Source organism: Acinetobacter piscicola (genome assembly GCF_002233755.1).
GTDB classification, from domain to species: Bacteria; Pseudomonadota; Gammaproteobacteria; order Pseudomonadales; family Moraxellaceae; genus Acinetobacter; species Acinetobacter piscicola.
In genome coordinates this window covers 1-24245 of the sequence record NZ_KZ268707.1, presented here as the reverse complement: position 1 = coordinate 24245, position 24245 = coordinate 1, and the positions used below count along the sequence as shown (strand labels likewise).

The following is a 24245-nucleotide window of genomic DNA, read 5'->3' as shown; positions in this document are numbered from 1 at the left end:
AACAATTGATTTAGAGCAAAAGTTTTTACACAGTGATATTATTACGAAAAAATAGTGTCTACTTTATAGAAGACGTTTTATGCAAAGTACTGCAAAAAAGGCAGCATTGCCTGCAATTACGCTAGCGGCTTTAGGTGTGGTATTTGGTGACATTGGAACCAGCCCCTTATATGCGCTACGTCAATGTTTTCTCACCGCACACATTGCCATCACTGAAGCGACAGTGCTCGGAATTCTGTCGTTGATTTTCTGGTGCATGATGCTGACCATCAGTTTCAAGTATGTCACCATTATCATGCGTGCAGATAACAACGGTGAAGGCGGTATTATGTCTTTGCTTGCGCTGAATTTAAGAACGAATCGAATTGCAGAAAATAGAAAAATCTATTTGATTGCACTAGGATTTATTGGGGCATCTTTATTCTTTGGCGATGGGATTATTACGCCAGCAATTTCAGTACTTTCAGCGATTGAAGGCTTAAGTATTGCTACCCCTATGTTTAATAAATGGCTGATGCCTTTGGCAATAGGGATTCTTACCGCACTGTTTCTTGTACAAAGACACGGAACAGGAACCATGGGGAAATTTTTTGGCCCCATTACGTTTACATGGTTTATCTCCATTGGTTTGGTCGGTATTTACAGTATTAGTCAAACTCCCTATGTATTGAGCATGTTGAGTCCGCATTGGGCATTGAACTTTATTTTTCATCAGCCGTACGTGGCCTTTTTAACCATGGGTGCTGTGATTCTTACCGTAACTGGTGGTGAAGCACTTTATGCAGATATGGGGCACTTTGGGCGACTTCCGATTCGTTTGGGGTGGTTTATTATTGTTTTACCCTGCTTAATTCTAAACTATGCAGGGCAAGGCGCATTATTGCTGCGTGATCCAAATGCAATTGAAAACCCATTCTATTTACTTGTTCCAGAATGGGGCCTGTATCCGATGATTGCCTTGGCTACAGCTGCCGCAGTAATTGCTTCGCAAGCCGTGATTACAGGTGTATTTTCGATGGCAAATCAGGCAATACAACTGCGTTATTTGCCACGCTTAACCGTACATCACACCTCAGATGTGGAGCAAGGTCAGATCTATTTGCCGTTTATTAATTGGGTATTATTTGTCTCTATTGTCTTACTCATTGTGATTTTTCAGAACAGTGCGAATTTAGCCAATGCTTATGGTGTTGCAGTCACGATGACCATGTTCTGTGACACTATTTTAATTTCCTTTTTGGCATATGGTTTCTGGCGTTGGCCAAAATGGAAAGTGGCTTTGTTTGCCATTCCATTTTTAATCATTGATGTTGTTTTTATTGGTTCAACCTCATTAAAAATTATCTCTGGTGGTTGGGTACCGATTCTTATTGGAGCAATCGTATTTACGATTCTCATGACATGGAAAACAGGGCGAGAAATTGTCTTTAATCGTTTAGAAAAAGATGCTTTACCTCTAGATCTGTTTATTAAAAGTGTCAGTTTGAATGATGGGGCAATGTGTGTACCTGGGCAAGCGGTGTTTTTAACAGGTAATCCCAATATTGTGCCGCATGCAATGTTGCATAATATTAAACATAATAAAGTCTTGCATGAGCGAAATATTCTGGTCACTGTGATTACTCGTGATGTGCCGTATGTTCCAGATCAGGAGCGAATCCGAGTAGAAGTTTTGGATGATAAGTTTCAGCGTGTGTTTGTTTATTATGGATTTAAAGATCAGCCTGATATTCCAAATGCCTTAGCACTTGCTTACTCGCAAATGGAGATCGCTTTTGACATGATGCATATTAGTTTCTTCATCTCACGTGATCGTTTAATTCACACAGTGGGCGATGGTATGGCGCCTTGGCGTGAAAAATTGTTTATTTCAATGCAAAGAAATACCAGCCCTGTGAGTGATTTCTATCAAATTCCACCCAATCGTGTGGTTGAAATGGGCAGTCAAATCGAAATTTGATGATCATATCTATTCAGTTAAAATTTGTGGAGAGCCAAGATCATTCTTGGCTTTTTTATGCATGCTAAAAATATATTAACGTCAGTTCGGGTAAACTCTGATGTAAGTTATTGAAAAGATTGATCAGGTACAGCGGAGTCTTACTGTTTAAAGTCAGGTGTAAGGATTAACCTTCGGTTCGACCTACTTTTCTTTCGGGAAAAGTAGGCAAAACCATTTGTCAGTCGCCAACTCGACAGATACTATCAAGTACCAAATATATTGCAAAAACAGTATATTGCAGATGTAGCCCTGCCTCGAACAATGCGACTGACGTTTTCGCGTATCATATAGTTGGAAACATATCTTATCCCGAGCTCGGGTTATATTAGCTTTTAATGTTTTAGTCATTTTGGTTATATCAAAGCCTCAACTTTCATTTTGCGATCATTTAATGATAATTAAAACGACAAATGATGTCGCTTTAGCCTCGCTGATCTGTTTTTAAAGTGGCATACTCAATGTATAAATTTAGCTGAAACGATTGAATGAAAAGGCTTTCAAGGAAGTTTGTTGAAAAAGCAATGAATTGTTACATGCAATGCTGCTTTATTAAGCAGAAGGTGTTGTAGGTTTATTCATTTGAATATTCACATAATATCTTTGTTGTGATTGGCTTGCTAGGCTACTGAAGTTCAAAAGTTGTTTTGGATTTATTCATAAAGTGATTTAAGGTATTTGGGAAGTTTTTGGTTGAAAAATTCAGTTGTAAAAATGGTGTTAGGTGTAGTTGCTACTGGAAGTTTTGCCATTGCTTTTGGGCAAGAAAGAATTACTCAGTTTATTCCATTTACTCAAGAAAAACGGTTGAATTCAGATTGTTTGGCCCAGTTTTATAGAGATGAGCCACCTGTTTTAGCAAAAGAAAGTTTAAAGAAAGATAGTTATCCCTTATGTTTTAATGGTTTCAATGTCATGTATTCAGGGGTGTCGAAAACACCGTTATGGACAGCAGAACATTTATCTCCACAACGTTTAAGTCAGAAAATTAAACGTGAAGATAATTTTCATGAAGAGCAACGTTTGAGTTCGGCACATCGTGCTTTATTGTCAGATTATCGTGGTTCTGGCTATGATCGTGGGCATATGTCGCCCAATGGTGATATGTCTGATAAAACTTCACAATTTGACAGTTTTTCATTAGCCAATATCGTACCGCAAGTACCTAAAAATAATCAGCAAGTATGGCGTGAGCTTGAAGAAGCAACACGTGCAATGGTCACCAAGCAAAAGAAAGATATTTATGTGGTGACGGGGCCAATATTCTCAGGTAAAAGGTTGAAAACGATTGGCAGTGGGGTGATTGTTCCTACCGCATTGTATAAAGCTATTTATATTCCTAAGCATGGCATTATTGGGGCGTACTATTCACCAAATAATGACTCGCAACAGGTGAGAATTGTGAGTGTTTGTTATTTAGAAGAACAATTGGGGGTAAATTTATTTCCACAATTGACTGAAGAGCAAAAGCGGAATACATATAAATTGCCTTTGACTGCAAATCAGGTCAAAGCCAATAAAGAAATTGAATATTCGCATTGGGATGCAGAAAGCCAATGTGCAGAAGATGTTTCTAAAGATCAAATACAAGCGTTGCAAAAACAATTTCAACCCAAAAGTGCAGTAAATACTTCAGAGATCCAATTGCCTAAGGTCGATGAAGAAACCAAAGATGCCTTGGTTAAACAATTGGTTGAGGCTTTATTGCAATATATATTACAAATTTTAAAGTAATTTTATGGTCGTATTTTGTTCGGGTTCTAAAATCATCTTATACTGAGCAATATCAAAAAAATGAGAATACTCAATGTTTAAACCATTTGAAAATGGAACAGAATCACATTCAATTCATGATTTAACTTTAGAAAATCAAGATGATTGTGTCAGTATTTATGGCAATTTACAGATCACCAAAGACCAAGCCGGTTTACAGGCTGCTTTAGTTTTACAACGTTATTTAAATGATATTGTGGCAAATTTAGAGAAACAAACTGATCTTCCACAACACATTATCCGCCGAACGGAAGGGGAGATTGAAAACCCTTTTCTTTAATAATTTGCATTTATTCATATTCTTTTGACAATAAAAAACCTGCCGTAGCAGGTTCATTATTGTCATTGTCAGAATCAATTAGTTTTGTGGTTCATTGCCCACAACTTTATAAATCACTGCGCCTATGATCGCACCAACAATCGGCGCAACCCAGAATAACCACAATTGACTTAATGCAGCAGTTTCAGCAAATAATGCCACAGCTGTACTACGTGCAGGGTTTACCGAAGTATTGGTTACAGGAATACTGATTAAGTGAATCAGTGTTAAAGCTAGACCAATTGCAATGGGTGCAAAGCCAGCAGGAGCACGTTTGTCCGTAGAGCCAAGGATCACGATAAGGAAAATTGCGGTGAGTACGATTTCGATGATGAGTGCAGATACCATCGAGTATTTACCTGGTGATAAGTCACCAAATCCATTGGTTGCAAAACCGCCAACACCTGTAAATCCAGCTTGACCTTGTACAATGATGTAGAGGATAAAGGCTGCAAAAATACCACCCACAACTTGGGCAATAATATATGGAAGGAGGTCTTTTGCATCAAAACGACCTCCTACCCATAAGCCTACACTGACTGCTGGGTTGAAGTGACCACCTGAAATATGACCCAGTGCAAAAGCACCTGTGAGTACAGTTAAACCAAAGGCTAGAGCAACGCCCATAAATCCAATACCTAGCTCAGGGAAAGCCGCAGCCAGTACTGCACTACCACATCCACCAAATACGAGCCAAAAGGTTCCGATAAATTCTGCGAGATATTTATGCATGTTTATTCCTATTTCTTTTTATGGAAAGGGTTGGTTATCCAATGTTGTAATCAGTGAAGGATAGCCAGTTGATTATGTAAAACTTTATTTTGCTGAGTGAATAATAATCTAAAAATATGAAAATAAAATCACAAATATGCATTTTTAACGTAAATTTTTTTATAATATTTTTATGTAGAATATTTAATAAATATATTTAACAATAACTTGATTCAAAATAAATGAGTAAATTTATCTTAAAAAAGATGTAGAGAATTTAAATCATTTTATTTTCAAACAGGTTCTAATGCACTATTTCAGCTGTTTATTTTGAATCCTCCATTGTTGAGGGGTGAGTCCTGTCCATTGTTTAAACGCACGTTGGAAGGCACTTTGTTCAGAATAACTAAGTAATAAAGCAATCTCATGCAGCCCTAAATAAGGGTCTTGCAAATACTGAACAGCCAATAATTTCCGAACTTCTTGGACGCGTTGTTGATAGGTCGTACCTTGGTTTTGCAAGTGCCGTTGAAGTTGTCTAATCGAAATATTCAGTTGCTTTGCAACCTCTCCAATTTGATAAAGATTTCTTTGTAAGCCTAAAAGAATATTTTGTTGTAAACGTTCATCAATTTGACTGGAATGAGGTAAATCATTGAGTAGCGCTTGAGCTTGTTGCATCAATAGTTTTTGTAAAGTTTGATCACCATGGCTGAGTGGAACAGTCATCACTTGTAGTGGAAAGATGAGTTCTGCTTGCGGTTGATTAAATTTGACAGTGCATTGAAAGAAATTTTCATAAATCTTTAAATTTTGAGGTCTTGAATGCGTAAAATTAATTTGATGTAACTGAATATCTTTTGTAGAAAGAAAATGCCTTAGAAATTGTACCATGAGTGCAATTGCAATTTCATCTGTGACTTGTGTTGTGAGGTGAAACGGTAGGGTTGCCCAATGAATACCTAAATAACCATCACTAAAAGACTCTATTTTTAAAGGGCTTCCATCAAAAATCAAACGATGGTAGTCAAAATAACGAGTGAGCGCCTCTCCCATTGTGTCGCAGGATTGGGCGATATAAGCAATAATGCCAAGATGTTTCGGTTGTACATGGGCTGCAATTTCAAGCCCTAAAGCAGGGCTTTGGGTTTGAGTTTGGATATCATCTAAAAGCTCACGCCATATATTGAAATCAAAACGTTCTAAGTTTTGAACTTGTTGTAATTTTTCAGAAATTTTCAATCCATTTGCTTCACTAAAAGCAAATAGTAATTGTCCAAGTCCTCCATAGACGGAGCCAGCGTAATCCTTAAATTGTTGCATCTCTATAATCTTTTTATTGTTGATCAAAATTGCGAATAAAACGACTTTACCTGAATATCTTAATCAAGCTTGTTTCTGACAAACAAGTGCATTTCAAGACACGTTTAGTTCAATAAAGAATAGTAAATGAATGTCGTAATTTGTCAATGGAAATGTTTTTTCATGTCAATATCTTTTTTTTAAGCTCTTTTATATTGAATATAAGAAAAGGAGATATCCCATGTTAAAAGGTTTTGTCGTTGGTTTAGTCTTTGCAAATGGTTTTGAATGGATGGCGCATAAATTCATTTTGCATGGTACGCATCGTTCGGGTCAGCCACGTTATAGTCCTGTGCCTAGAAGTATGAAATCACATTGGGAGCATCATCGTGAAGTGCGTAAGCAAGATTTCAATGATGATGGTTATGTGGAAGGGATTTCAAACTGGCGAACTAAAAATGAAATTGTTGCATTGGCAGTTGTTGCAGGTGCTGCAAGTTTAATTTTTTATCCAATATCAAAAGGTATGGTTGCAGCGTCGTTATATAGCGCTTGTAATTATTATTACATTCATCGCCGTGCGCATCTTGAGCCAGATTGGGCGATGAAAAAAATCCCTTGGCACTACGATCATCATATGAATTCAAATCAGGATGCCAACTGGTGTGTTACAAAGCCTTGGTTTGATTATTTAATGGGTACACGTGTGGTTTCTTCTGCAGATTTAAAAGAACAAAATCCGTTGGGTGTGAAATTGCCAGAACCTGTTGCGCGTTTATTGTCTTCAACTGTAGAAAAATATTTTCCTGCAAAGTGGGTAGAAAAGACACCTAAACTGGTTCAGAAAGAAGCTGAAGAAAGCATAGAATCAGTTGCTTAAATTGATTCTAAGTATTTTATTCTTATGAAAATGTAGTTCAGTGTTGAACATTAAAATCATATTCGTATGTCAATTTTAAGCTTATTTTGAAATTTAAATAAGTCGCAAATTGTCAAAAAAATGTGCGCATATTGTCAATATTTAAGTGTGTAATTCATATAAACTAAGCGTTATAAGTACTTTTGTGCTTATTCAGAATGCAAACGCTGTAGTTTCTAAAGTTTATAGGAGTCTCCAAGACTCCTTTTTTTATGGCTAGAAAAACCTTATGGCTATTCTCCGTAATAAGAGCTAAACATAAAAAACTAACACATAAAAAAATCCCCTCTAATCTAACTAAGAGGAGATTTTTAATATCTAACGTCAGTTCGGGATAAACTTTGATGTAAGTTATTGAACAGATAGATCAGGCACAACGGAGTCTTACCATTTAAAGTCAGATGTAAGGATTAACCTTCGGTTCGACCTGAGAGGTACTACCTCGCAAGGCTTTCGGGAAAAGTAGGCAAAACCATTTGTCAGTCGCCAACTCGACAGATACTATCAAGTACCTAATATATTGCAAAAACAGTATATTACAGATCTTGCGGAATATATTCCTCATGCCTCGAACAATGCGACTGACGTTTCCGCGTATCATATAGTTGGATATATATCTTATCCCGAGCTCAGATTATCTAACACTACGCACGCTTTCCGCGATTGTTTCGTATCAAATGGATTGTTCTACCGTATGCTTTTGCTCAGGCATAGCCTGCGCCTTGCGTTCGGGTGGAGCAATGCTCCACTTATCCTCACTCAGGCTTAAGACCTTCAGCTTTTTCCAATGATTCGTCATTGTTGAAGAACTTCTCACGTTGTTCTTCCAAAAACTTTTTCGCATCAGCTTCAAACACATTCAATCGTTTTTCATTGATCAAAGTGGTTTGATGTTTTAACCATTCTTGCCAAGCTTGTTTTGACACTGTATCAAATAATTCTTGACCCTTTGCACCAGGGAACGGTGCAAAGTCTAAGCCTTCTAACTCTTTTTGATATTTACGGCAAACGACTTGTCGAGTCATATCAAAACTCCTTATGCATAAAGTTTTTCTAAACGGGTGTAAGCACGTTCAATTGCGGCAGCAACTTGAGCAGGCGCAGTACCACCAATGTGATTACGTGCATTGACAGATGCTTCAAGTGTCAGTGCTTTTTCAAATACATCGGCTTGAATTAAATCTGAGAATTGCTGAAGTTGTTCAAGTGTTAGCTCTGATAAATCTTTAGATTCTTGAACACCTAATGCTACAGCCTTACCGACAATTTCATGCGCATCACGGAACGCGACGCCATTTTTAACCAGATAATCTGCAAGATCGGTTGCAGTTGAGAAGCCACGAAGCGCTGCTTCACGCATGATTTCAATATTTGGAACCAATGCTGGAATCATGTCAGCAAATGCCATCAAAGAACCACGGACAGTATCAATTGCATCAAACAACGGTTCTTTATCTTCTTGGTTGTCTTTGTTATATGCCAATGGTTGACCTTTCATCAGTGTCAACAGGCTCATCAAATCACCGTATACACGACCTGTTTTGCCACGAATAAGCTCAGGAACATCAGGGTTTTTTTTCTGCGGCATGATTGATGAACCCGTGCAGAAACGGTCAGGAATATTCACAAATTTAAACTGTGCAGATGTCCATAGGATCATTTCTTCAGACATACGTGATAAATGCATCATGATCAGAGAAGCAGCGGCATTGAATTCGATGCCAAAGTCACGATCTGATACAGCATCAAGCGAGTTTTCGCATACAGCTTCAAAACCTAATAGTTCAGCAGTGTATTCACGCTCGATTGGATAGGTTGTTCCAGCAAGTGCTGCTGAACCTAAAGGTAGGCGATTGACACGTTTACGGCAGTCAATTAAACGCTCAGAATCACGTACCAGCATTTCAAACCAAGCCATTAAGTGATGACCGAAAGTCACTGGCTGAGCTGTTTGTAAATGCGTGAAACCTGGCATGATCGTATTGGTATTTTTAGCGGCTAAGCCTAAAATACCTTTTTGTAATTTTTCAAGTAATTGTAAAATGGCATCAATTTCATCACGTACATATAAGCGAATATCTGTAGCAACTTGGTCGTTACGGCTACGCCCAGTGTGAAGTTTTTTACCTGTGATACCGATACGCTGTGTTAAGCGTGATTCAATGTTCATGTGCACATCTTCTAAATCGATGCGCCATTCGAAATTACCCGCTTCAATTTCAGCTTTAATGGTGTTTAAACCATTGATAATGTCGTCACGTTCTTGTTCTGTTAAGACACCAACTTTTGCTAACATGGTTGCATGTGCAATAGAACCTGCAATATCTTGTTTATAAAAGCGTTGGTCAAATTGAACAGATGCAGTAAATTCAGCAACAAAGGCATCAGTAGCTTCGGAGAAACGACCGCCCCACATGCCTGAAGTTTGGGCTTGTGACGGATTAGAGGAATTAGAAGATGTGGTCATATCGGCTCAGTAGGAAAAAAAGCAGTAGAACTCGCAACAGTATAACAAATTCAGCCTCACTTGCCGAAGTAAAGCACAATCATTCATCAATAAAATCAAATCAGCATTTTCGGCAGTCTTATTTTTTTAGGAAAATGGGGCATCGACGCTATTTGTGGGAACTGTTTATTGCCAGTAATGTGCTTGCGTTGTTGTTGGCACTTTCTGAGGCAAAAGGGTGGGGAAATTTAGATTTTGGACATGTCTTAGAATATATTTTTTATATTAATTGGATCTTGTTAGCATTTGCAGCATTTCAAGATGTATTCCAAAAGAAAATAGCTCAAATGGGGTATTTAACTGCCACGGTGTTTAGTTTTTTACTGTTACAAGTCATTGTGCTGTGTACAACAGTAGTTTTAAACATTGTGCATTATTGGGGGCAGAATTTTTCTTTACAGCATATTTCAGCGTTGGATATTAAACATAATTTGGTTTTACATCTCAGTTATGGCATTTTATTAGGCGCATTTTGTTTGCGTTATATGTATATTCGAGAACAGACCGTTTTACAGCAAAATAGTGAGCTCAATGCCCGTATTCAGGCCATGCAAGCTCGTATTCATCCGCATTTTTTATTTAATAGTTTAAATAGTGTGGTGAGTTTGATTGCGATTGATCCTGATAAAGCAGAACAAATGCTGATAGATTTATCTAAATTGTTTAGAGCAAGTTTTCAAGAATTAAAATTGGTGAGTTTAAAAGAAGAAATTGAATTGAGTAAACAGTATATTGCTATAGAGCAAATTCGCTTGGGAGATCGTTTAAAAGTTGAATGGAATATACCGCAACCCTTGTTATTAAGTGGGATTCAAATCCCTTTGTTGACCTTACAACCATTAATTGAAAATAGTATTTTTCATGGTGTAGAGGGGAAAATATCCAATGCTAAAATAGCCATACTGGTTGAAATATTAGAAAATCAAGTCAATATAGTCATTACCAACCCATTTTTACAAGATAGAATAAAAGTTAGAGAAGGGCATGGAATTGCTTTAGAAAATGTAAAACAGCGTTTGAAAGCACATTTTGGCGATTCTGTTTATTTTCGAAATTATGCGGGAAATGGATTATTTACCACAGTAATTCAATATCAGTATAAAAAGAGATGATTGGGATAAACATTAAAATAAATATTAGGTTTCGGGGCAAGGAGGGGAAATGGACATCCTGGTTTGTGATGATGAGCCATTGGCAGTAGAACGTTTGTCACGATTAGTGTCTCAATTAGGACATCACGTTATTGCAACAGCACAACATGGTCAGCAAGCTTTGGACATGGTTCAGCAGTTTGAACCAGATGTTGTATTGCTTGATATTCAAATGCCTGAAATGGATGGGCTGACTTGTGCACAATATTTGGCACACTTTAACCCAATGCCTGCAATTGTATTTTGTACAGCGTATGATGAACACGCTTTGCAAGCGATTCAGTCTCAAGCAAAAGGATATTTGTTAAAACCCATAGCAAAAGATGAATTGGAAGCAGTTTTGGAGAATGTAACCAAACTGACTCAAGCTCAACTCACTAATTTAGAAAAAAAAGAACTCATGGAAGAAAAAGTGCAAAGACAGCAAATTGCTGCAAAAACGTATCGAGGTTTGGAATTAATTCCTGTAGAAAATATTTATTATTTTCTTGCAGATCAGAAGTATGTCACCGTGCGCCATAAAAACGGTAGTGTGCTTATTGATGAAACTTTAAAAGATTTGGAAACTGAATTTGCAGATCGGTTTATTCGAATTCATCGTAATGCTTTAATTTCTTTAGACTATTTGGATGGTTTGGAAATGGTGGCATCTGGGCAATATCAAGCAAGGTGTAGAGAATTGGAGGAGCGGCTCGCAGTGAGTCGTCGTCATTTGCCTTTGCTTAGAGAGCGTATGCAAAACCTATAATAGAATCTATAGTTTGATATGAAAGTTAAATCATTTTGATAATTTACTTGCATTTTTGACATAGCAAGGTAAGTTTACATTGTTTAAAGTTTGGCAAAGCTGAAATGAAGAAAACCTTGAAAATAGCTACACGTCAGAGTCCACTTGCGTTATGGCAGGCAGAACATATTCGTGATCGATTAGAACAGTTACATCCTCAACTTCAAGTTGAGTTAGTCACTTTCGTTACTCAAGGTGATAAAATTTTAGATACTCCATTGGCTAAAATAGGTGGTAAAGGCTTATTTGTTAAAGAATTAGAAGCCGCATTGATGGATGGTCGTGCAGATTTAGCCGTTCATTCTATGAAAGATGTGCCTATGCATTTACCCGAAGGTTTAGAGCTAGCAGTTATTTGCGAACGTGAAGATCCTTTTGATGCTTTTGTATCAAACTATTATGAAAAATTTGAAGATTTACCACAGGGTGCAAAATTAGGAACATCGAGTTTACGTCGTAAGAGTCAGATTTTAAAACAGCGCCCAGATTTAGATGTCATTGATTTACGTGGAAATGTTGGCACACGCTTATCAAAGCTTGATGCAGGACAGTATGATGCGATTATTCTTGCGAGTGCAGGATTAAAGCGTTTAGGGCTTTTCGAGCGTATTCGTCATACCTTAATACCTGAAATCAGCCTACCTGCGGTAGGGCAAGGTGCATTAGGTTTGGAATGTCGTTCTAATGATCAAGAAGTTTTAGATTTGATCATGCCGCTTATGCATGCTGAAACCAATGTATGTGTTCGTGCTGAACGTGCTTTTAATGCGTATTTGGAAGGTGGTTGTCAGGTTCCTATTGCAGGTTTTGCTACTTTGGAAAATCAAACATTGTCCTTAGAAGGACGTGTTGGTAGCGCAGATGGTCAAACTTTGTTGCGTAGCAATGTTCAAGGTGCGCCAGAAGATGCTGAACAGCTTGGTGTGCAACTTGCTCAAGATTTACTTCAACAAGGTGCTGGAGAATTACTCAAAGCACTTTATAAAGACTAAATGCTTTTTATCAACACTCGACCGATTGATCGTGCGCAGGCATTGACGCAATGCCTCCGTCAATCGGGCTTTGATGTGCTTGATCTACCTTTGTTAGAACTCAGGCCTCGACCTTTAACTCAATCATTAAAGCAACTTTATTCACAGTTGTTAGATACGCAATTTATTGTTGTGGTGAGTCCAACCGCAGTACAAATAGGCATGCAATATTTGCAACAAGCTGGTATTTTAGCTTCACAAATTGAACATATTCAATGGATTGCTGTGGGGAAGAAAACGGCTGAGGCATTAGCGGGCTATCAGATTTCCAGTCATGTACCTGACGTAGAAACATCGGAAGGGATGTTGAGTCTGCCTATTTTCAATCAATTGCAAGATATCACTCAAATTGCTTTTTGGCGTGGACAAGGTGGACGCCAGTTTATGATGCAGCAATGTACAGAACGTCATATAAAGGTTTTAAACTTTGTATTGTATGAACGTGATTGTCCACAAATGACTTTAGTAAAATTTTCTGAATGGCTTCCACAAATAATACAAGCGGAAAAACCATATTGGAATTGCATTACCAGTGAAGCCAGTTGGAACAATTGGGTCGCACTAACTAGAGATCATCCAGTCGTTTTAGACAACTGCCATTATTTGGTTTTAGGTGAGCGTTTGTATCAATTATTGCTTGGTGAGAAGAATAATCATCAAAAGTGTTTTAATATCACTAAGATTTTAGATTTAGAACCCGATACGATTCTACAAATGATATTGCAGTTGCAAAGGAAACTATGAAGAAGTTTATTTATTTCTTATTGTTCATCGCTTTAGGATGGCTCATTAAACTGAGTTATGATTTCTATCATGTTTCGCAGCAACTTAATGATATTCAACAGGTTTTACATAAAAGTGAACAGAAAAATGCCAGTTTGAATGATCAATTGGTTGCAGTACAAAGACAAACAGATGAACCTGTTTCAAAAGAATTGAAAAAAACCACGACAGTGGATACACAAATAGAAGGGATTAGTCCAAGTATTGTGATTAAACAGCAACTTGAATTGGTACAATTTGCATTACAACAACAACAGTTTATTTACGCACTTGAACATTTAACGCAACTGAATCGGTCGTTAGATCATTACACTTTGGCGGATACCGTAAAGCAAAGTTTGCATCAGACCATTAACCAAGATATACAAAGTATTCAACAATTTGTGATTGCTAAGAACGGACAGCAAGCCCAGTTGGATGTCATGATTAAACAAATTGACCAAAATTTAACGGCTGAATTGAAAAATAATCAACTGAGTCCTGCTAAAAATCAGCCTGAACATTTTTGGCAAAAATGGTTACAAATCGATGTCATTGAAACGAATACTCCTGAATTGGTAAATCGGAAATTTATTTTAAAAGAAACACAATTTAGACTGTTACTTGCGCAACAATTACTTAGCAAAGGGCAAAGTTCAGAATTTCAAGCGATGTTAAATCAAGCGATTCAACAGCTTGATCAGTTGCCTGACAAATCAAGCCAAAGATTAAAACAGCAATTACTTCAACTCAAACAAATGCCGATGCTACCAGTGCCAAAACTGAGTAGTTTGGCTGTATTGGGGTAGGTCGATGAAACATATCTTTCAAATTTATGCGCTCATCAGCTTAGTGCTTATTGCTGTTTTAAGTGTGATGAGTTATGCCGCAGGTGCGGGATATGTTTATCTGTTATGGAATAAGATTCAAATACAAAGCAATTTGTGGGTTGTTGTATTCCTTTGTATTTTTATTAGTTTGTTGATGCAGGTACTTTGGACTGTATTTAAACGTTATTTAGCACTTGAAAAAAGAAAGCTAGAACAAGTGCTGAGTTTTAATGACTTACATCCTTATGAAAAATTAGGTGTACTTTGGTTGCTTGACGGTGATGAAGAACAGCAAGATGTTATTCAGCAAATTTTTGATCAATCTGGATTATTAAAACAAATTATTCAAGCGCGTTTGCTGTTTAAACAAAATAATTATTCAGACGTATTAACACTATTAGAAACCAGCCCACCATCTGCATTTGAACTGGCTGAGATTTTAAGAATAGAAGTTTATCTGGCTCAGCGAGATGCTCAGCAAGCTTTAACCCATTTGGAATTTTTAAATGGGCATGATTTATCGCCATGGTTAAATCCATTAGCTGAAAGTTATAAGCTGTGCATGCAAAAATTGTGGGGGCAATTTGCGGTAGCGTTTCCATGGGTATATTTACATTCCACTCAATTTGGCCAACTTGAAACAGCAACTAAGCAACAATGGTTAATACAATTGCTGAGTGATTATGATCAGGCAACTTTTGATGATATAGAGTTATTGCAGCAAAAGTTTTTGGAAATAGAAAATCAACTCGATCAAATGCCTTTTGAAAACAAGGTATTGTGGTTGAAAATCATTACGCGTTTACCTGAGTTAGTACGACAGCAGCAACAATTGGCAATTCAATTATTAGATGAAAAGTTTGACGAAGATGTATTTTATTTGTGGTTTCAGCAGCAATTATTAAGACAAAATCCAGATTATATTTATTTAGAACAGCAGATTTTAAATCTGGAAAATAAATATATCGATATTCCAATGTTTAGTTTTGTTAAATGGCATATATATACAGCAACGCAAAGAGAATATGAAGCGGATCAACTTTTATCATTATATCCAAATAATGTTCTAATGAATTATTTGCGAATAAAAACGACATTTAACGGTAATGATGAGTTAATTCAACAGTTAAATTTGATTTTTGAGAAAGACACCAAGTATATTCAGTTTAAAATTTGAGAGCGCAGTATGAGTCAGTTAACACAATTTCCAGTTATTTATGAGCAAAAAGTCGCATGGGGAGATATGGATGCTTTCGGTCATGTGAATAATGTTATCTATTATCGTTATATGGAAAGTGCGCGAATTGCATATTTTGATCTATTGAATGTATTTGAACAAGATGTTTTGACTGTTGTGGCTTCCAGCCAATGTAAATATTTAAAACCCGTATTTTATCCAGATGTGTTGCATATTGGTGCAAGAGTTGAAGAAGTTCGAAATAGTGCAATGAGAATGCATTATGTTTTATATAGTACTCAACAACAAACAGTCGTTGCAGACGGCGAGGCTGTTATCGTTTTTGTTGATAAATTAGAAATGAAAAAAACATTAATTCCTGAACAGTTGCGTCAAGCTATTTTAGCTTTAGAAAGCTCAGTTCAAAATAATTTAATGTAGTTTTAGTCTATATTCGGTAGTTTAATGTGCTTTAAATTGTATTTTAATACTGAAAATTTAAAGTACATTTCATAATATTGCATTCATTACCCATATTTCATTAGATTATTTTTTGTTTTTTTATGTATTTAATCGAGTTGATCTCTATTTAAATGTATTGCTAATTTGAATGAATGAAAATATTATTGCTGGGAAATTATTTTAAATAATTATTAATGGAATTAAGTGGAGTGTTAATAATGCCTGATATTAGTAATCTATCGGTTGAAGAGTTAAGAAAGTTAACAGCTGAAGCGGAAGCTTTAATTGAAACTAAAAAAGATCAAGCTGTTGAAGATGCATATAATAAAATTATTGAAATTGCAGAATCTGCAGGTTTAAGTTTAGAACAGTTTATTGAATACGGTGCACACAAACGTAAAAAGACAACGCGTAAAGCAGTTGAACCGCGTTACCGTAATAAAAAAGATGCTTCTGAAACTTGGACTGGACGTGGTAAACAGCCACGTTGGTTGGTTGCAGAAATTGAAAAAGGTGCAAAGTTAGAAGATTTCTTGATCTAATCTTCATCTAAGTGTCATTCAACGCTTATAAAGTAAGAGAACCAAGCAAAACAGCTTGGTTTTTTTATACGAGTGAATTGGCGATGTGAAAAAATTATGCATAATGTATAGATAATGAAGGCATCATCTCGCACGGAAGAAAAAATGAATATGGTAAAGCTGGATGAATAAAAAATCTAAACAGATCACTTGGTGGATGACAGGGGTTATTGCATTTTTAGTTTTTGTGCTTTTGCAGGTTCCCGCAACTTGGATAATTTCAAAATTTTATAAAAATAATCAAATGCTTCAAAATGTGAGTGGGAATATTTGGCAAGGTCAGGCCGATTGGCGTAAAGGTAATTTACGTGGTTCAGTTGCTTGGCGTACACGTCCATGGGATTTAATTTTATTACGTGTAGGGGCTAACGTTGAAATTCATAGCGGGCAAACCCAGCTCAACGGTATTGTGGGGTATGGTGTTGGGAAAAATATTATTATTAAAAATATCAATGGTCAGATTGCACCTGAAACTTTAAAAAATATTGCCAACTGGCAATGGCCATCAAACTCAATTCAATTGACCGATATCAGTATGCGTTTCAAAAAAGATGCAGGATTTAGCAATGCTGATGGTAAATTGCAATGGGGTGGGGGCGAGCTGAGATATACCTTTGGACAGCGGCAAGACCAAATGAATATTCCTTCTTTAAATGCGCAGTTGAAAGATGATGCAGGTAAACTTATTTTTGATATTCAAGACCAAAGAAGTCAAAAAATGGCGAATATTAGCCTAGACCAAACCATGATGCTTGATGTGCAATTAACACAACGTATGTTGTTGAATGTGCCTTCATACGATGGTAAAGCAGGTTTGGATACTTATGTGATCAGTTCAAGACAACCACTGATACAAGGTGGCTTCTAATGATGAGTTTGAAAGAAAAATTTGAACATATTTCATGGAAGAAAACGGAACATATTGCGCCTATTGCACTGCTAATCTTGATTTTGGCACTGTGTTGGAAATTAGCTTCTATTTTCTGGTGGGTTGTTGCTCCACCTCAAGTCATGCAACCTGAGCAGGTGAGCTTGGGTTCTCAACAAGTGCAAGTACCTAATATTTCAAGTTTCTCGCTTTTCAATGAAGTGGGTGCGAATTCATCTGCGGATGATAGTGTGGCAATGGTTTTACAAGGCGTTGTTGTGAGCTATCCTGCTCGTTTTTCCTCGGCTGTGATTAAAGTAAAAGAAACAGCAGATCGATATGTCGTTGGAGATACAATTGAAGGTACGAGTTATACCGTATCCGAAGTATATTGGGATCATGTGGTATTAAGCCAAAACGGAAGTAATGGTAAAGAATTGCGTTTTACAGGTTTAGATAATTTGTATCAGCCTTTGCCGAATAATGCTTCAGGGCAAAATACAAGTATGCCATCTAATGGTCCTGAACAGACACCTCAGCCATCGCAACAATCGAATCAAAATCAAAACGCATTGGGTCAAGCGATAGATCGGATGAATGAAAATAGGGAACAATACCTAAAGAACATGGGGGTGAACACGAGTAATGGTCAAGGCTATGAAGTTACCGAACAAACCCCCGCAGCACTTCGAAATAAATTAGGTTTAAGAACTGGGGATCGCATTCTTTCACTCAATGGACAGTCAGTTGGTCAAGGACAGAGTGACGTTCAACTGCTAGAACAAGCAAAGCGTGAAGGAAAAGTAAAAATTGAAATTAAGCGTGGTGATCAGGTGATGACCATTCAGCAAAGTTTGTAAGTGGCTAGGACTACAAATAAAATTAGGATAGATAATAAGTTATGGCTTTTTTGAATCACAATCGACCGCTTTGGGCTTTAGTTGCTGCAGCACCAATGATGGCTGCAATGAGTACGGCAGCGCATGCACAAACGTGGAAAATTAATTTACGTGATGCTGATCTCACTGCTTTTATTAACGAAGTAGCCGATATTACAGGTAAAAATTTTGCTGTTGACCCACGTGTACGTGGCAATGTGACTGTTATCTCGAATAAACCGCTCAATAAAAATGAAGTTTATGACTTGTTTTTGGGTGTTTTGAATGTCAATGGTGTGGTGGCGATACCATCTGGAAATACCATTCGTTTAGTACCTGACAGTAATATAAAAAATTCAGGGATACCTTATGATCCACGAAATAATGCACGTGGTGATCAAGTCGTAACACGTGTGATTTGGTTGGAAAATACCAATCCGAATGATCTTATTCCGGCATTACGTCCACTCATGCCGCAATTTGCACATTTAGCGGCTATACAAGGTACCAATGCGCTGATTGTTTCGGATCGTGCAAGCAATATTTATCAGATTGAAACCATTGTCCGTAATTTGGATGGTACAGGGCAAAATGATATTGAGGCAATTAGCTTGCAAAGTAGTCAAGCTGAAGAAATTATTAAACAACTAGAAACAATGAGTGCGACAGGTGCGTCTAAAGACTTCGTGGGCTCACGTGTTCGAATTGTTGCAGATGCTCGAACCAATCGTATTTTAATTAAGGGTGATCCCAATACACGTAAGCGCTTACGTAATATGATTGAAATGTTGGATGTTCCTTCTGCTGATCGTTTAGGTGGTTTAAAAGTTTTTAAATTGAAATATGCGAGTGCTAAAAACTTGTCTGAAATTTTACAAGGTTTGGTTACAGGACAAGCGGTTAATTCAGGTTCTAATAATTCATCAAGTAGTAGTTCTAGCAATAGTTATAACAATAATAACAATTCATCATCGAATTCAAGTTCGACGACTGGAAGCGGTATTTCAACACCATCTATTAATTTAAACAGTAATTCAAATAACAATAATCAAAACAATATCACCAGTTTCAATGCCAATGGGGTCAGTATTATTGCTGATGGTGCACAAAATGCCCTAGTGGTTAAAGCTGAACCACAACTCATGCGTGAAATTGAAGCCGCTATTCAACAGCTCGATGTACGTCGTCAACAAGTGTTGATTGAGGCAACGATTATTGAGGTTGAAGGTAATGATAGCGATCAGCTCGGTGTGCAATGGGCAATGGGTGATTTAAGTAGTGGTGTGGGTGTTGTTAATTTTTCAAATGTAGGTACGAGCTTATCTAAATTGGCGGCAGGCTATCTTTCAGGTGGGGCAGCTGGTTTAGGTGGTGCTGTTGGTGCAGGCACATCACTTATTCTAGGGGATTATAGAGAGGGTGCTGATGGTTCGCGTAAATTATATGGCGCAGTTATTCAGGCTTTAAAAGCTAATACTAAATCAAACTTATTGTCTACACCATCTATTGTTACGATGGATAATGAAGAAGCGTATATTGTCGTTGGGCAAAACGTTCCATTTGTTACAGGCTCAGTCAGTACGGGTACAGGTGGTACAGTCAATCCCTATACATCCATTGAACGTAAGGATGTGGGAGTGACGTTAAAGGTCATTCCGCATATTGGTGAGGGTGGTTCGATTCGTTTAGAGGTGGAGCAGGAAGTTTCTGCAGTTACTGATAAAGGTCAGGCAACGGATTTGGTCACCAGTAAGCGCTCCATCAAAACCTCAGTGCTTGCAGATCATGGGCAGACAGTGGTGTTGGGTGGATTGATTTCGGATGATACTGCTCATACACGCCAATCTATACCATTCTTGGGTGATATCCCAGGCTTAGGCCGTTTATTTAGAGCGGAAGGCAAATCAAATGCTAAACGTAACTTATTGGTTTTTATTCATCCAACGATAATTGGGGATAATGCTGATATACGTCGTGTATCTCAACAACGTTATGATCAACTGTATAGCCTACAACTGGCAATGGATAAGGATGGTAACTTTGCCAAACTTCCTGCCAATGTCGATGATGTTTTTCAGCAACGGTTACCGATTAAGTCTTCGAAAAGCACACAACCAACAATTGTTCAACCGCAAGCAACACAGCAGCCAAGTCAATATAAGCAAGTACCTTCTGGCGGGACTACCACTGTTCCAGCAAAGGGTAATGCGGTGACGACACCATTGGCAATTGAGTAAAATGTTTATTATGTGACGAATTTTTTAGCGTTTTAGTTGAATGTTAAATCGATCTTTTATGCAGTTTTTTAGTATTTAAATCTGCTTCTTAAGCCGTAATTTAGGGCTTTAGAAATGTCGTGCTAAAATATTATGAATTGGAATGAGAAAATCATTATGACTTGGAAATTACAGGCTATTACGGGTGAGTTTGAAGGGCAAGAAGTTGCAATCGAACGCGATATGTTGATTGGTCGCCATCAAGATGCAGACTTGGTTTTACAATCTGCTGAGATTTCACGCCGTCATGCAGCATTTTTATTGAAAGAAGATGCGCTTTGGGTGCAAGATTTGAAATCTTCAAATGGTACTTTTGTTAATGATATCCGTATTGAGCATGACAAAATGCTGAAAGAGGGTGATATTGTACAATTTGCTAGTATTAAATTTAATGTATTGGCGCCTGCAAAAGTTGAGCCAGTGATTGAGCAGCTTGTCCCAGAGATTGAAATTGAACCAGTGACTCAAGCCATTGAGAAGCCTATTCAACAGCCTTCAGAAGCGATTGCAACAGCTGAAATTGAAAAAACAGTGATTGAAGAAAAAGTTGAAGAAAAAACAGCAGCTCAACAGATGAATGAGCAAGGCATGCCTGAGCTCGCTGCACGAGACAACAATGTGCAATTGTCACGTGATGGAATGCCTACCGTTATGGGGATTCCTAAGCCTGCGCCTATTCCAGAAGGTATCGATCTACAAACTCAAGTTGAACAAACGCCTACTGTCGTATCTGAAGCACCGTCTATGGTCGATCAACAGCTTGAAGAAAAGAAAAATACTTCAGTAGGTTTAATCACTATTGTGACTTTGATTATTTTGGCAATTATTGCTTGGCTATTCTTTAAATAATTTCTAAATGCGATAGACTCAAAGGCATGCAATCGCATGCCTTTGTCTTATGTTAATGGCGTTTTATCTATTCAATTTCAGGTGTAAATCATGAATGTTGCAAAATTAGACCAACGAGAACTCATTTTATTTGATTTGGATGGAACTTTGGTAGATTCAGCATTTGATTTGTATCGTGCGATGAATTTGAGCTTAGAACGTTTAAATTTACCCTTAGTCACAGAAGCGCAGGTGCGTGTTTGGATTGGTAAGGGGACGTCACTATTTTGTGAAAGTACATTGAAATATTTAAAAGGTGAGATTGATCCTGTATTGCATCAGCAACTTTTAGATACATTTTTAGAAATTTATAATGCTGAACCTTGTGTTGATACAAGGCCATTCGCGGGGATTTTAGCTTTTTTGGAATGGGGCATTCAAAATAATAAAAAACTGATCTGTGTGACCAATAAACCTGAACAGCCTGCACGAAAAATTTTGCAAGAACTTAAAATGGATCACTATTTTGTTGATGTGATTGGTGGAGATCGTTTTGAAGTGCGTAAACCACATCCAAAACCATTGCTATATTGTGTGGAAACCTACCAAACTTCAAATGATAAAACCTTGATGATTGGTGATTCAAGTAATGATGTAGAAGCTGCACGCCGTGCAGAGGTTGATTGTATTGTAGTCAGCTATGGCTATAATCACGGTGAAGATATCCAGCTTTGTCAGCCACAGCAAGTCGTGGATGATTTGACAGTACTTTTGGTTTAATTGATTACACGTTAGCGATATCGTTGCGAGATAAGGAAAGAGGAATGAACAATAAGCGTATTTTTCGATGGCGTCATTAAGTGAAATTTACAGACCTAAACACTTAGTAATATCGAAAATAGAGAGAATTCCTCATGACAACTTTAGCGCAATTTGAACAATTAAAATCAGCGGGTTACAACCTGATCCCAGTTTATCGTCAACGCTTAGCAGATACAGATACACCATTATCTGTATTTGCACGTTTAAAAGAACATCAACAAGCTTATTTATTTGAATCGGTTGAAGGTGGTGAAAACTGGGCACGCTACTCAATCATTGGTTTAGGCGAGTCGACCGTATTTTCATGCAATGCTGGTCAACTAACGATTCAATCACCTGATGGATCAATTCAGACACAAACATGCGCTGACCCTTTTCAGTTTATTCGCGATTTTCAAGCACAGTTTAAAGTACCTACCCAAGATGATTTGCCTGCGTTACCAAGCTTTACAGGTGGTTTAGTGGGGTATTTTGGCTATGACTCAGTTCGTTATATTGAACCACGTTTAAAAAATGTGCCTGAGGCTGATCCTGTCGGTGTACCTGATTTGTGGATGATGCTGTCTAAAACTGTGATTGTTTTTGATAATTTAAAAGATACTTTATTTGTTATTGTGCATGCTGATGTCAATGACGTAGATGCTTATGCTAAAGCACAACAGCAACTTGATCAGTTAGAAGCCTTACTCGCAACCCCGATCAGCTTGGTTGCGAGAAAACATACGGCACCACATTTTGAATCATTGACTGGCCATGACAAGTTCCTTGAATCAATTGAAAAAGTCAAAGAATACATTCGAGCAGGGGATGTGATGCAGGTTGTACCTGGACATCGTATGGTTTCGGATTTTGATGGTGAACCATTACAAGTTTATCGTGCACTTCGACATCTCAATCCTTCACCTTATTTATTCCTTGTACAAGGGCAGACTTTACTCGATCAAAAACCTTTCCATATTGTGGGATCTTCACCTGAAATTCTTTCTCGTCTTGAAAATGGTATAGCTACAGTGCGTCCACTTGCTGGTACGCGACCACGTGGTAAAACTAAAGAAGAAGATTTAGCACTCGAAAAAGATTTACTTTCGGATGAAAAAGAAATTGCAGAACATTTAATGCTGATTGATTTGGGGCGAAATGATGTTGGGCGTGTCTCTAAAATCGGTAAAGTACAAGTGACTGATCAAATGGTGATCGAACGTTATTCGCATGTGATGCATATTGTGTCGAATGTTCAGGGTGAAGTATTGGATGATGTCGATGCTTTGGATGTTTTTAAAGCAACTTTTCCTGCAGGAACGCTTTCTGGCGCACCAAAAATCCGTGCAATGGAGATTATTGACGAAGTTGAGCCTGTAAAACGTGGAATTTTTGGTGGGGCTGTTGGTTATTTAGGCTGGCATGGTGAAATGGATATGTCTATTGCCATTCGAACCTGTGTTATTCGTGAAAATAAGGTTTATGTTCAGGCTGGAGCAGGGCTTGTTGCAGACTCAAATCCTGAATCTGAATGGAATGAAACCCAAATAAAAGCTCGCGCAGTGATCAAAGCGGTTGAATTATCATCAAACGGATTGATTTTATGAGTTTTTGGCAATTTTTTTGAAAAAAACACTTGCAAGGATTCTGAGTTTTGCTAAACTGCACACCGTTCCGATACGAAACGTACGAAACACTAAGAAACGCCGGCATAGCTCAGTTGGTAGAGCAACTGACTTGTAATCAGTAGGTCCACAGTTCGAATCCGTGTGCCGGCACCATCTTAAGGTTTTGTGATATAGTAGTAAAGGTCAACACTGAAAGTAAGTGTAAAGGTGAGATTCCCGAGCGGTCAAAGGGAGCAGACTGTAACTCTGCCACGAAAGTTTCGAAGGTTCGAATCCTTCTCTCACCACCATTAACTTCGATAAGTGGTTAATTACCAACATTAAGCGGGAGTAGCTCAGTTGGTAGAGCGGTAGCCTTCCAAGCTACATGTCGCGAGTTCGACCCTCGTCTCCCGCTCCATCGAAGATGATTGCTCTTATAGCTCAGTGGTAGAGCACTCCCTTGGTAAGGGAGAGGTCTCGAGTTCAAATCTCGATAAGAGCTCCAGATACAGTTTAGTAGATTAATCTACACCAGTTATTCAAAAGCAGGCTTATTAGTCTGCTTTTCAAGTATTAGGTGTCTAGTTTTTTAGACGATTGTCGATGCTGAGTTGTTTAACTCGTGTTCGACATAAACGAGGAACAACAAATGGCTAAGGCTAAGTTTGAACGTA

At 37.7% G+C, this 24245-nt stretch carries 22 protein-coding genes and 4 tRNA genes; 22 read left to right on the top strand and 4 right to left on the bottom strand.

Features of this window, described 5'->3' with window-relative positions; translation table 11 throughout:
- Positions 1 to 79 precede the first annotated feature (79 nt).
- From CDA10_RS03530 to CDA10_RS03520, 3 genes are all read left to right on the top strand, one after another.
- Complete coding sequence (locus CDA10_RS03530; protein WP_089604135.1) at positions 80 to 1960, top strand: potassium transporter Kup; 1881 nt, start codon at positions 80 to 82, stop codon at positions 1958 to 1960.
- A 753-nt stretch (positions 1961 to 2713) separates the two neighbouring features.
- Entirely contained in the window at positions 2714 to 3733 is a 1020-nt protein-coding gene (locus CDA10_RS03525; protein WP_171333942.1) for a DNA/RNA non-specific endonuclease, read from the top strand.
- Positions 3734 to 3806: 73 nt separating this feature from the next.
- Positions 3807 to 4052 carry a hypothetical protein gene (locus tag CDA10_RS03520; protein WP_089604133.1) on the top strand — a complete coding sequence of 82 codons (246 nt, stop codon included), beginning with the start codon at positions 3807 to 3809 and terminating at the stop codon, positions 4050 to 4052.
- A 78-nt stretch (positions 4053 to 4130) separates the two neighbouring features.
- Here the strand turns inward: CDA10_RS03520 and aqpZ are convergent, their stop codons facing one another.
- Together aqpZ and CDA10_RS03510 are read right to left on the bottom strand one after the other, a co-directional pair.
- The gene (gene aqpZ, locus CDA10_RS03515) at positions 4131 to 4823 is read right to left on the bottom strand and encodes an aquaporin Z (RefSeq protein WP_089604132.1); all 693 of its coding nucleotides are present in this window, start codon (positions 4821 to 4823) and stop codon (positions 4131 to 4133) included.
- A 291-nt stretch (positions 4824 to 5114) separates the two neighbouring features.
- On the bottom strand, positions 5115 to 6125 hold the full coding sequence (locus tag CDA10_RS03510; RefSeq protein ID WP_089604131.1) for an AraC family transcriptional regulator: 1011 nt from the start codon (positions 6123 to 6125) through the stop codon (positions 5115 to 5117).
- Between the two features lie 220 nt (positions 6126 to 6345).
- On the opposite strand from CDA10_RS03510, the gene CDA10_RS03505 reads away from it, so the two are divergent.
- Positions 6346 to 6984, top strand: a complete 639-nt coding sequence (locus CDA10_RS03505) for a sterol desaturase family protein (protein ID WP_089604130.1) — start codon at positions 6346 to 6348, stop codon at positions 6982 to 6984.
- A gap of 794 nt (positions 6985 to 7778) precedes the next feature.
- On the opposite strand, the gene CDA10_RS03500 is transcribed toward CDA10_RS03505, so the two are convergent.
- Complete coding sequence (locus CDA10_RS03500; RefSeq protein ID WP_089604129.1) at positions 7779 to 8048, bottom strand: oxidative damage protection protein; 270 nt, start codon at positions 8046 to 8048, stop codon at positions 7779 to 7781.
- Positions 8049 to 8059: 11 nt separating this feature from the next.
- Complete coding sequence (gene argH / locus CDA10_RS03495) at positions 8060 to 9490, bottom strand: argininosuccinate lyase (RefSeq protein WP_171333941.1); 1431 nt, start codon at positions 9488 to 9490, stop codon at positions 8060 to 8062.
- Between argH and CDA10_RS03490 the strand changes: the two genes are divergently transcribed.
- From CDA10_RS03490 to CDA10_RS03405, 18 genes are all read left to right on the top strand, one after another.
- Positions 9481 to 10641: a sensor histidine kinase gene (locus CDA10_RS03490; protein WP_167374943.1), complete on the top strand. Its 1161-nt coding sequence runs from the start codon at positions 9481 to 9483 to the stop codon at positions 10639 to 10641. The genes argH and CDA10_RS03490 overlap by 10 nt on opposite strands.
- Positions 10642 to 10690: 49 nt before the next feature.
- The gene (locus CDA10_RS03485) at positions 10691 to 11428 is read left to right on the top strand and encodes a LytR/AlgR family response regulator transcription factor (protein ID WP_089604127.1); all 738 of its coding nucleotides are present in this window, start codon (positions 10691 to 10693) and stop codon (positions 11426 to 11428) included.
- 104 nt (positions 11429 to 11532) lie between these two features.
- Complete coding sequence (gene hemC, locus CDA10_RS03480) at positions 11533 to 12459, top strand: hydroxymethylbilane synthase (protein ID WP_089604126.1); 927 nt, start codon at positions 11533 to 11535, stop codon at positions 12457 to 12459.
- Positions 12460 to 13242 carry a uroporphyrinogen-III synthase gene (locus CDA10_RS03475; RefSeq protein WP_089604125.1) on the top strand — a complete coding sequence of 261 codons (783 nt, stop codon included), beginning with the start codon at positions 12460 to 12462 and terminating at the stop codon, positions 13240 to 13242.
- Positions 13239 to 14069, top strand: a complete 831-nt coding sequence (locus tag CDA10_RS03470) for a hypothetical protein (RefSeq protein ID WP_089604124.1) — start codon at positions 13239 to 13241, stop codon at positions 14067 to 14069. The genes CDA10_RS03475 and CDA10_RS03470 overlap by 4 nt, the downstream gene beginning before the upstream one ends.
- Before the next feature lie 4 nt (positions 14070 to 14073).
- The gene (locus CDA10_RS03465; protein ID WP_089604123.1) at positions 14074 to 15267 is read left to right on the top strand and encodes a YfgM family protein; all 1194 of its coding nucleotides are present in this window, start codon (positions 14074 to 14076) and stop codon (positions 15265 to 15267) included.
- A 9-nt stretch (positions 15268 to 15276) separates the two neighbouring features.
- On the top strand, positions 15277 to 15708 hold the full coding sequence (locus CDA10_RS03460; protein ID WP_089604122.1) for an acyl-CoA thioesterase: 432 nt from the start codon (positions 15277 to 15279) through the stop codon (positions 15706 to 15708).
- Between the two features lie 236 nt (positions 15709 to 15944).
- A complete protein-coding gene (locus CDA10_RS03455) occupies positions 15945 to 16271 on the top strand; it encodes an H-NS histone family protein (RefSeq protein WP_089604177.1) in 327 nt (108 codons plus the stop codon).
- A 163-nt stretch (positions 16272 to 16434) separates the two neighbouring features.
- Positions 16435 to 17178 carry a type II secretion system protein N gene (gene gspN, locus CDA10_RS03450; protein WP_089604121.1) on the top strand — a complete coding sequence of 248 codons (744 nt, stop codon included), beginning with the start codon at positions 16435 to 16437 and terminating at the stop codon, positions 17176 to 17178.
- Between the two features lie 2 nt (positions 17179 to 17180).
- Positions 17181 to 18038 carry a type II secretion system protein N gene (locus CDA10_RS03445; RefSeq protein ID WP_089604176.1) on the top strand — a complete coding sequence of 286 codons (858 nt, stop codon included), beginning with the start codon at positions 17181 to 17183 and terminating at the stop codon, positions 18036 to 18038.
- Between the two features lie 41 nt (positions 18039 to 18079).
- A complete protein-coding gene (gspD, locus tag CDA10_RS03440) occupies positions 18080 to 20293 on the top strand; it encodes a type II secretion system secretin GspD (RefSeq protein ID WP_089604120.1) in 2214 nt (737 codons plus the stop codon).
- Between the two features lie 156 nt (positions 20294 to 20449).
- Entirely contained in the window at positions 20450 to 21181 is a 732-nt protein-coding gene (locus CDA10_RS03435; protein ID WP_089604119.1) for an FHA domain-containing protein, read from the top strand.
- A 90-nt stretch (positions 21182 to 21271) separates the two neighbouring features.
- Positions 21272 to 21940 carry an HAD-IA family hydrolase gene (locus CDA10_RS03430; protein ID WP_089604118.1) on the top strand — a complete coding sequence of 223 codons (669 nt, stop codon included), beginning with the start codon at positions 21272 to 21274 and terminating at the stop codon, positions 21938 to 21940.
- A gap of 134 nt (positions 21941 to 22074) precedes the next feature.
- On the top strand, positions 22075 to 23568 hold the full coding sequence (gene trpE / locus CDA10_RS03425) for an anthranilate synthase component I (RefSeq protein WP_089604117.1): 1494 nt from the start codon (positions 22075 to 22077) through the stop codon (positions 23566 to 23568).
- 98 nt (positions 23569 to 23666) lie between these two features.
- A tRNA-Thr gene (locus CDA10_RS03420) sits at positions 23667 to 23742 on the top strand.
- Positions 23743 to 23795: 53 nt separating this feature from the next.
- Positions 23796 to 23879 (top strand) — tRNA-Tyr (locus tag CDA10_RS03415).
- Positions 23880 to 23913: 34 nt separating this feature from the next.
- Positions 23914 to 23989: transfer RNA gene (locus CDA10_RS03410), tRNA-Gly, on the top strand.
- 12 nt (positions 23990 to 24001) lie between these two features.
- Positions 24002 to 24076 (top strand) — tRNA-Thr (locus CDA10_RS03405).
- The last annotated feature ends 169 nt before the right edge of the window (positions 24077 to 24245 follow it).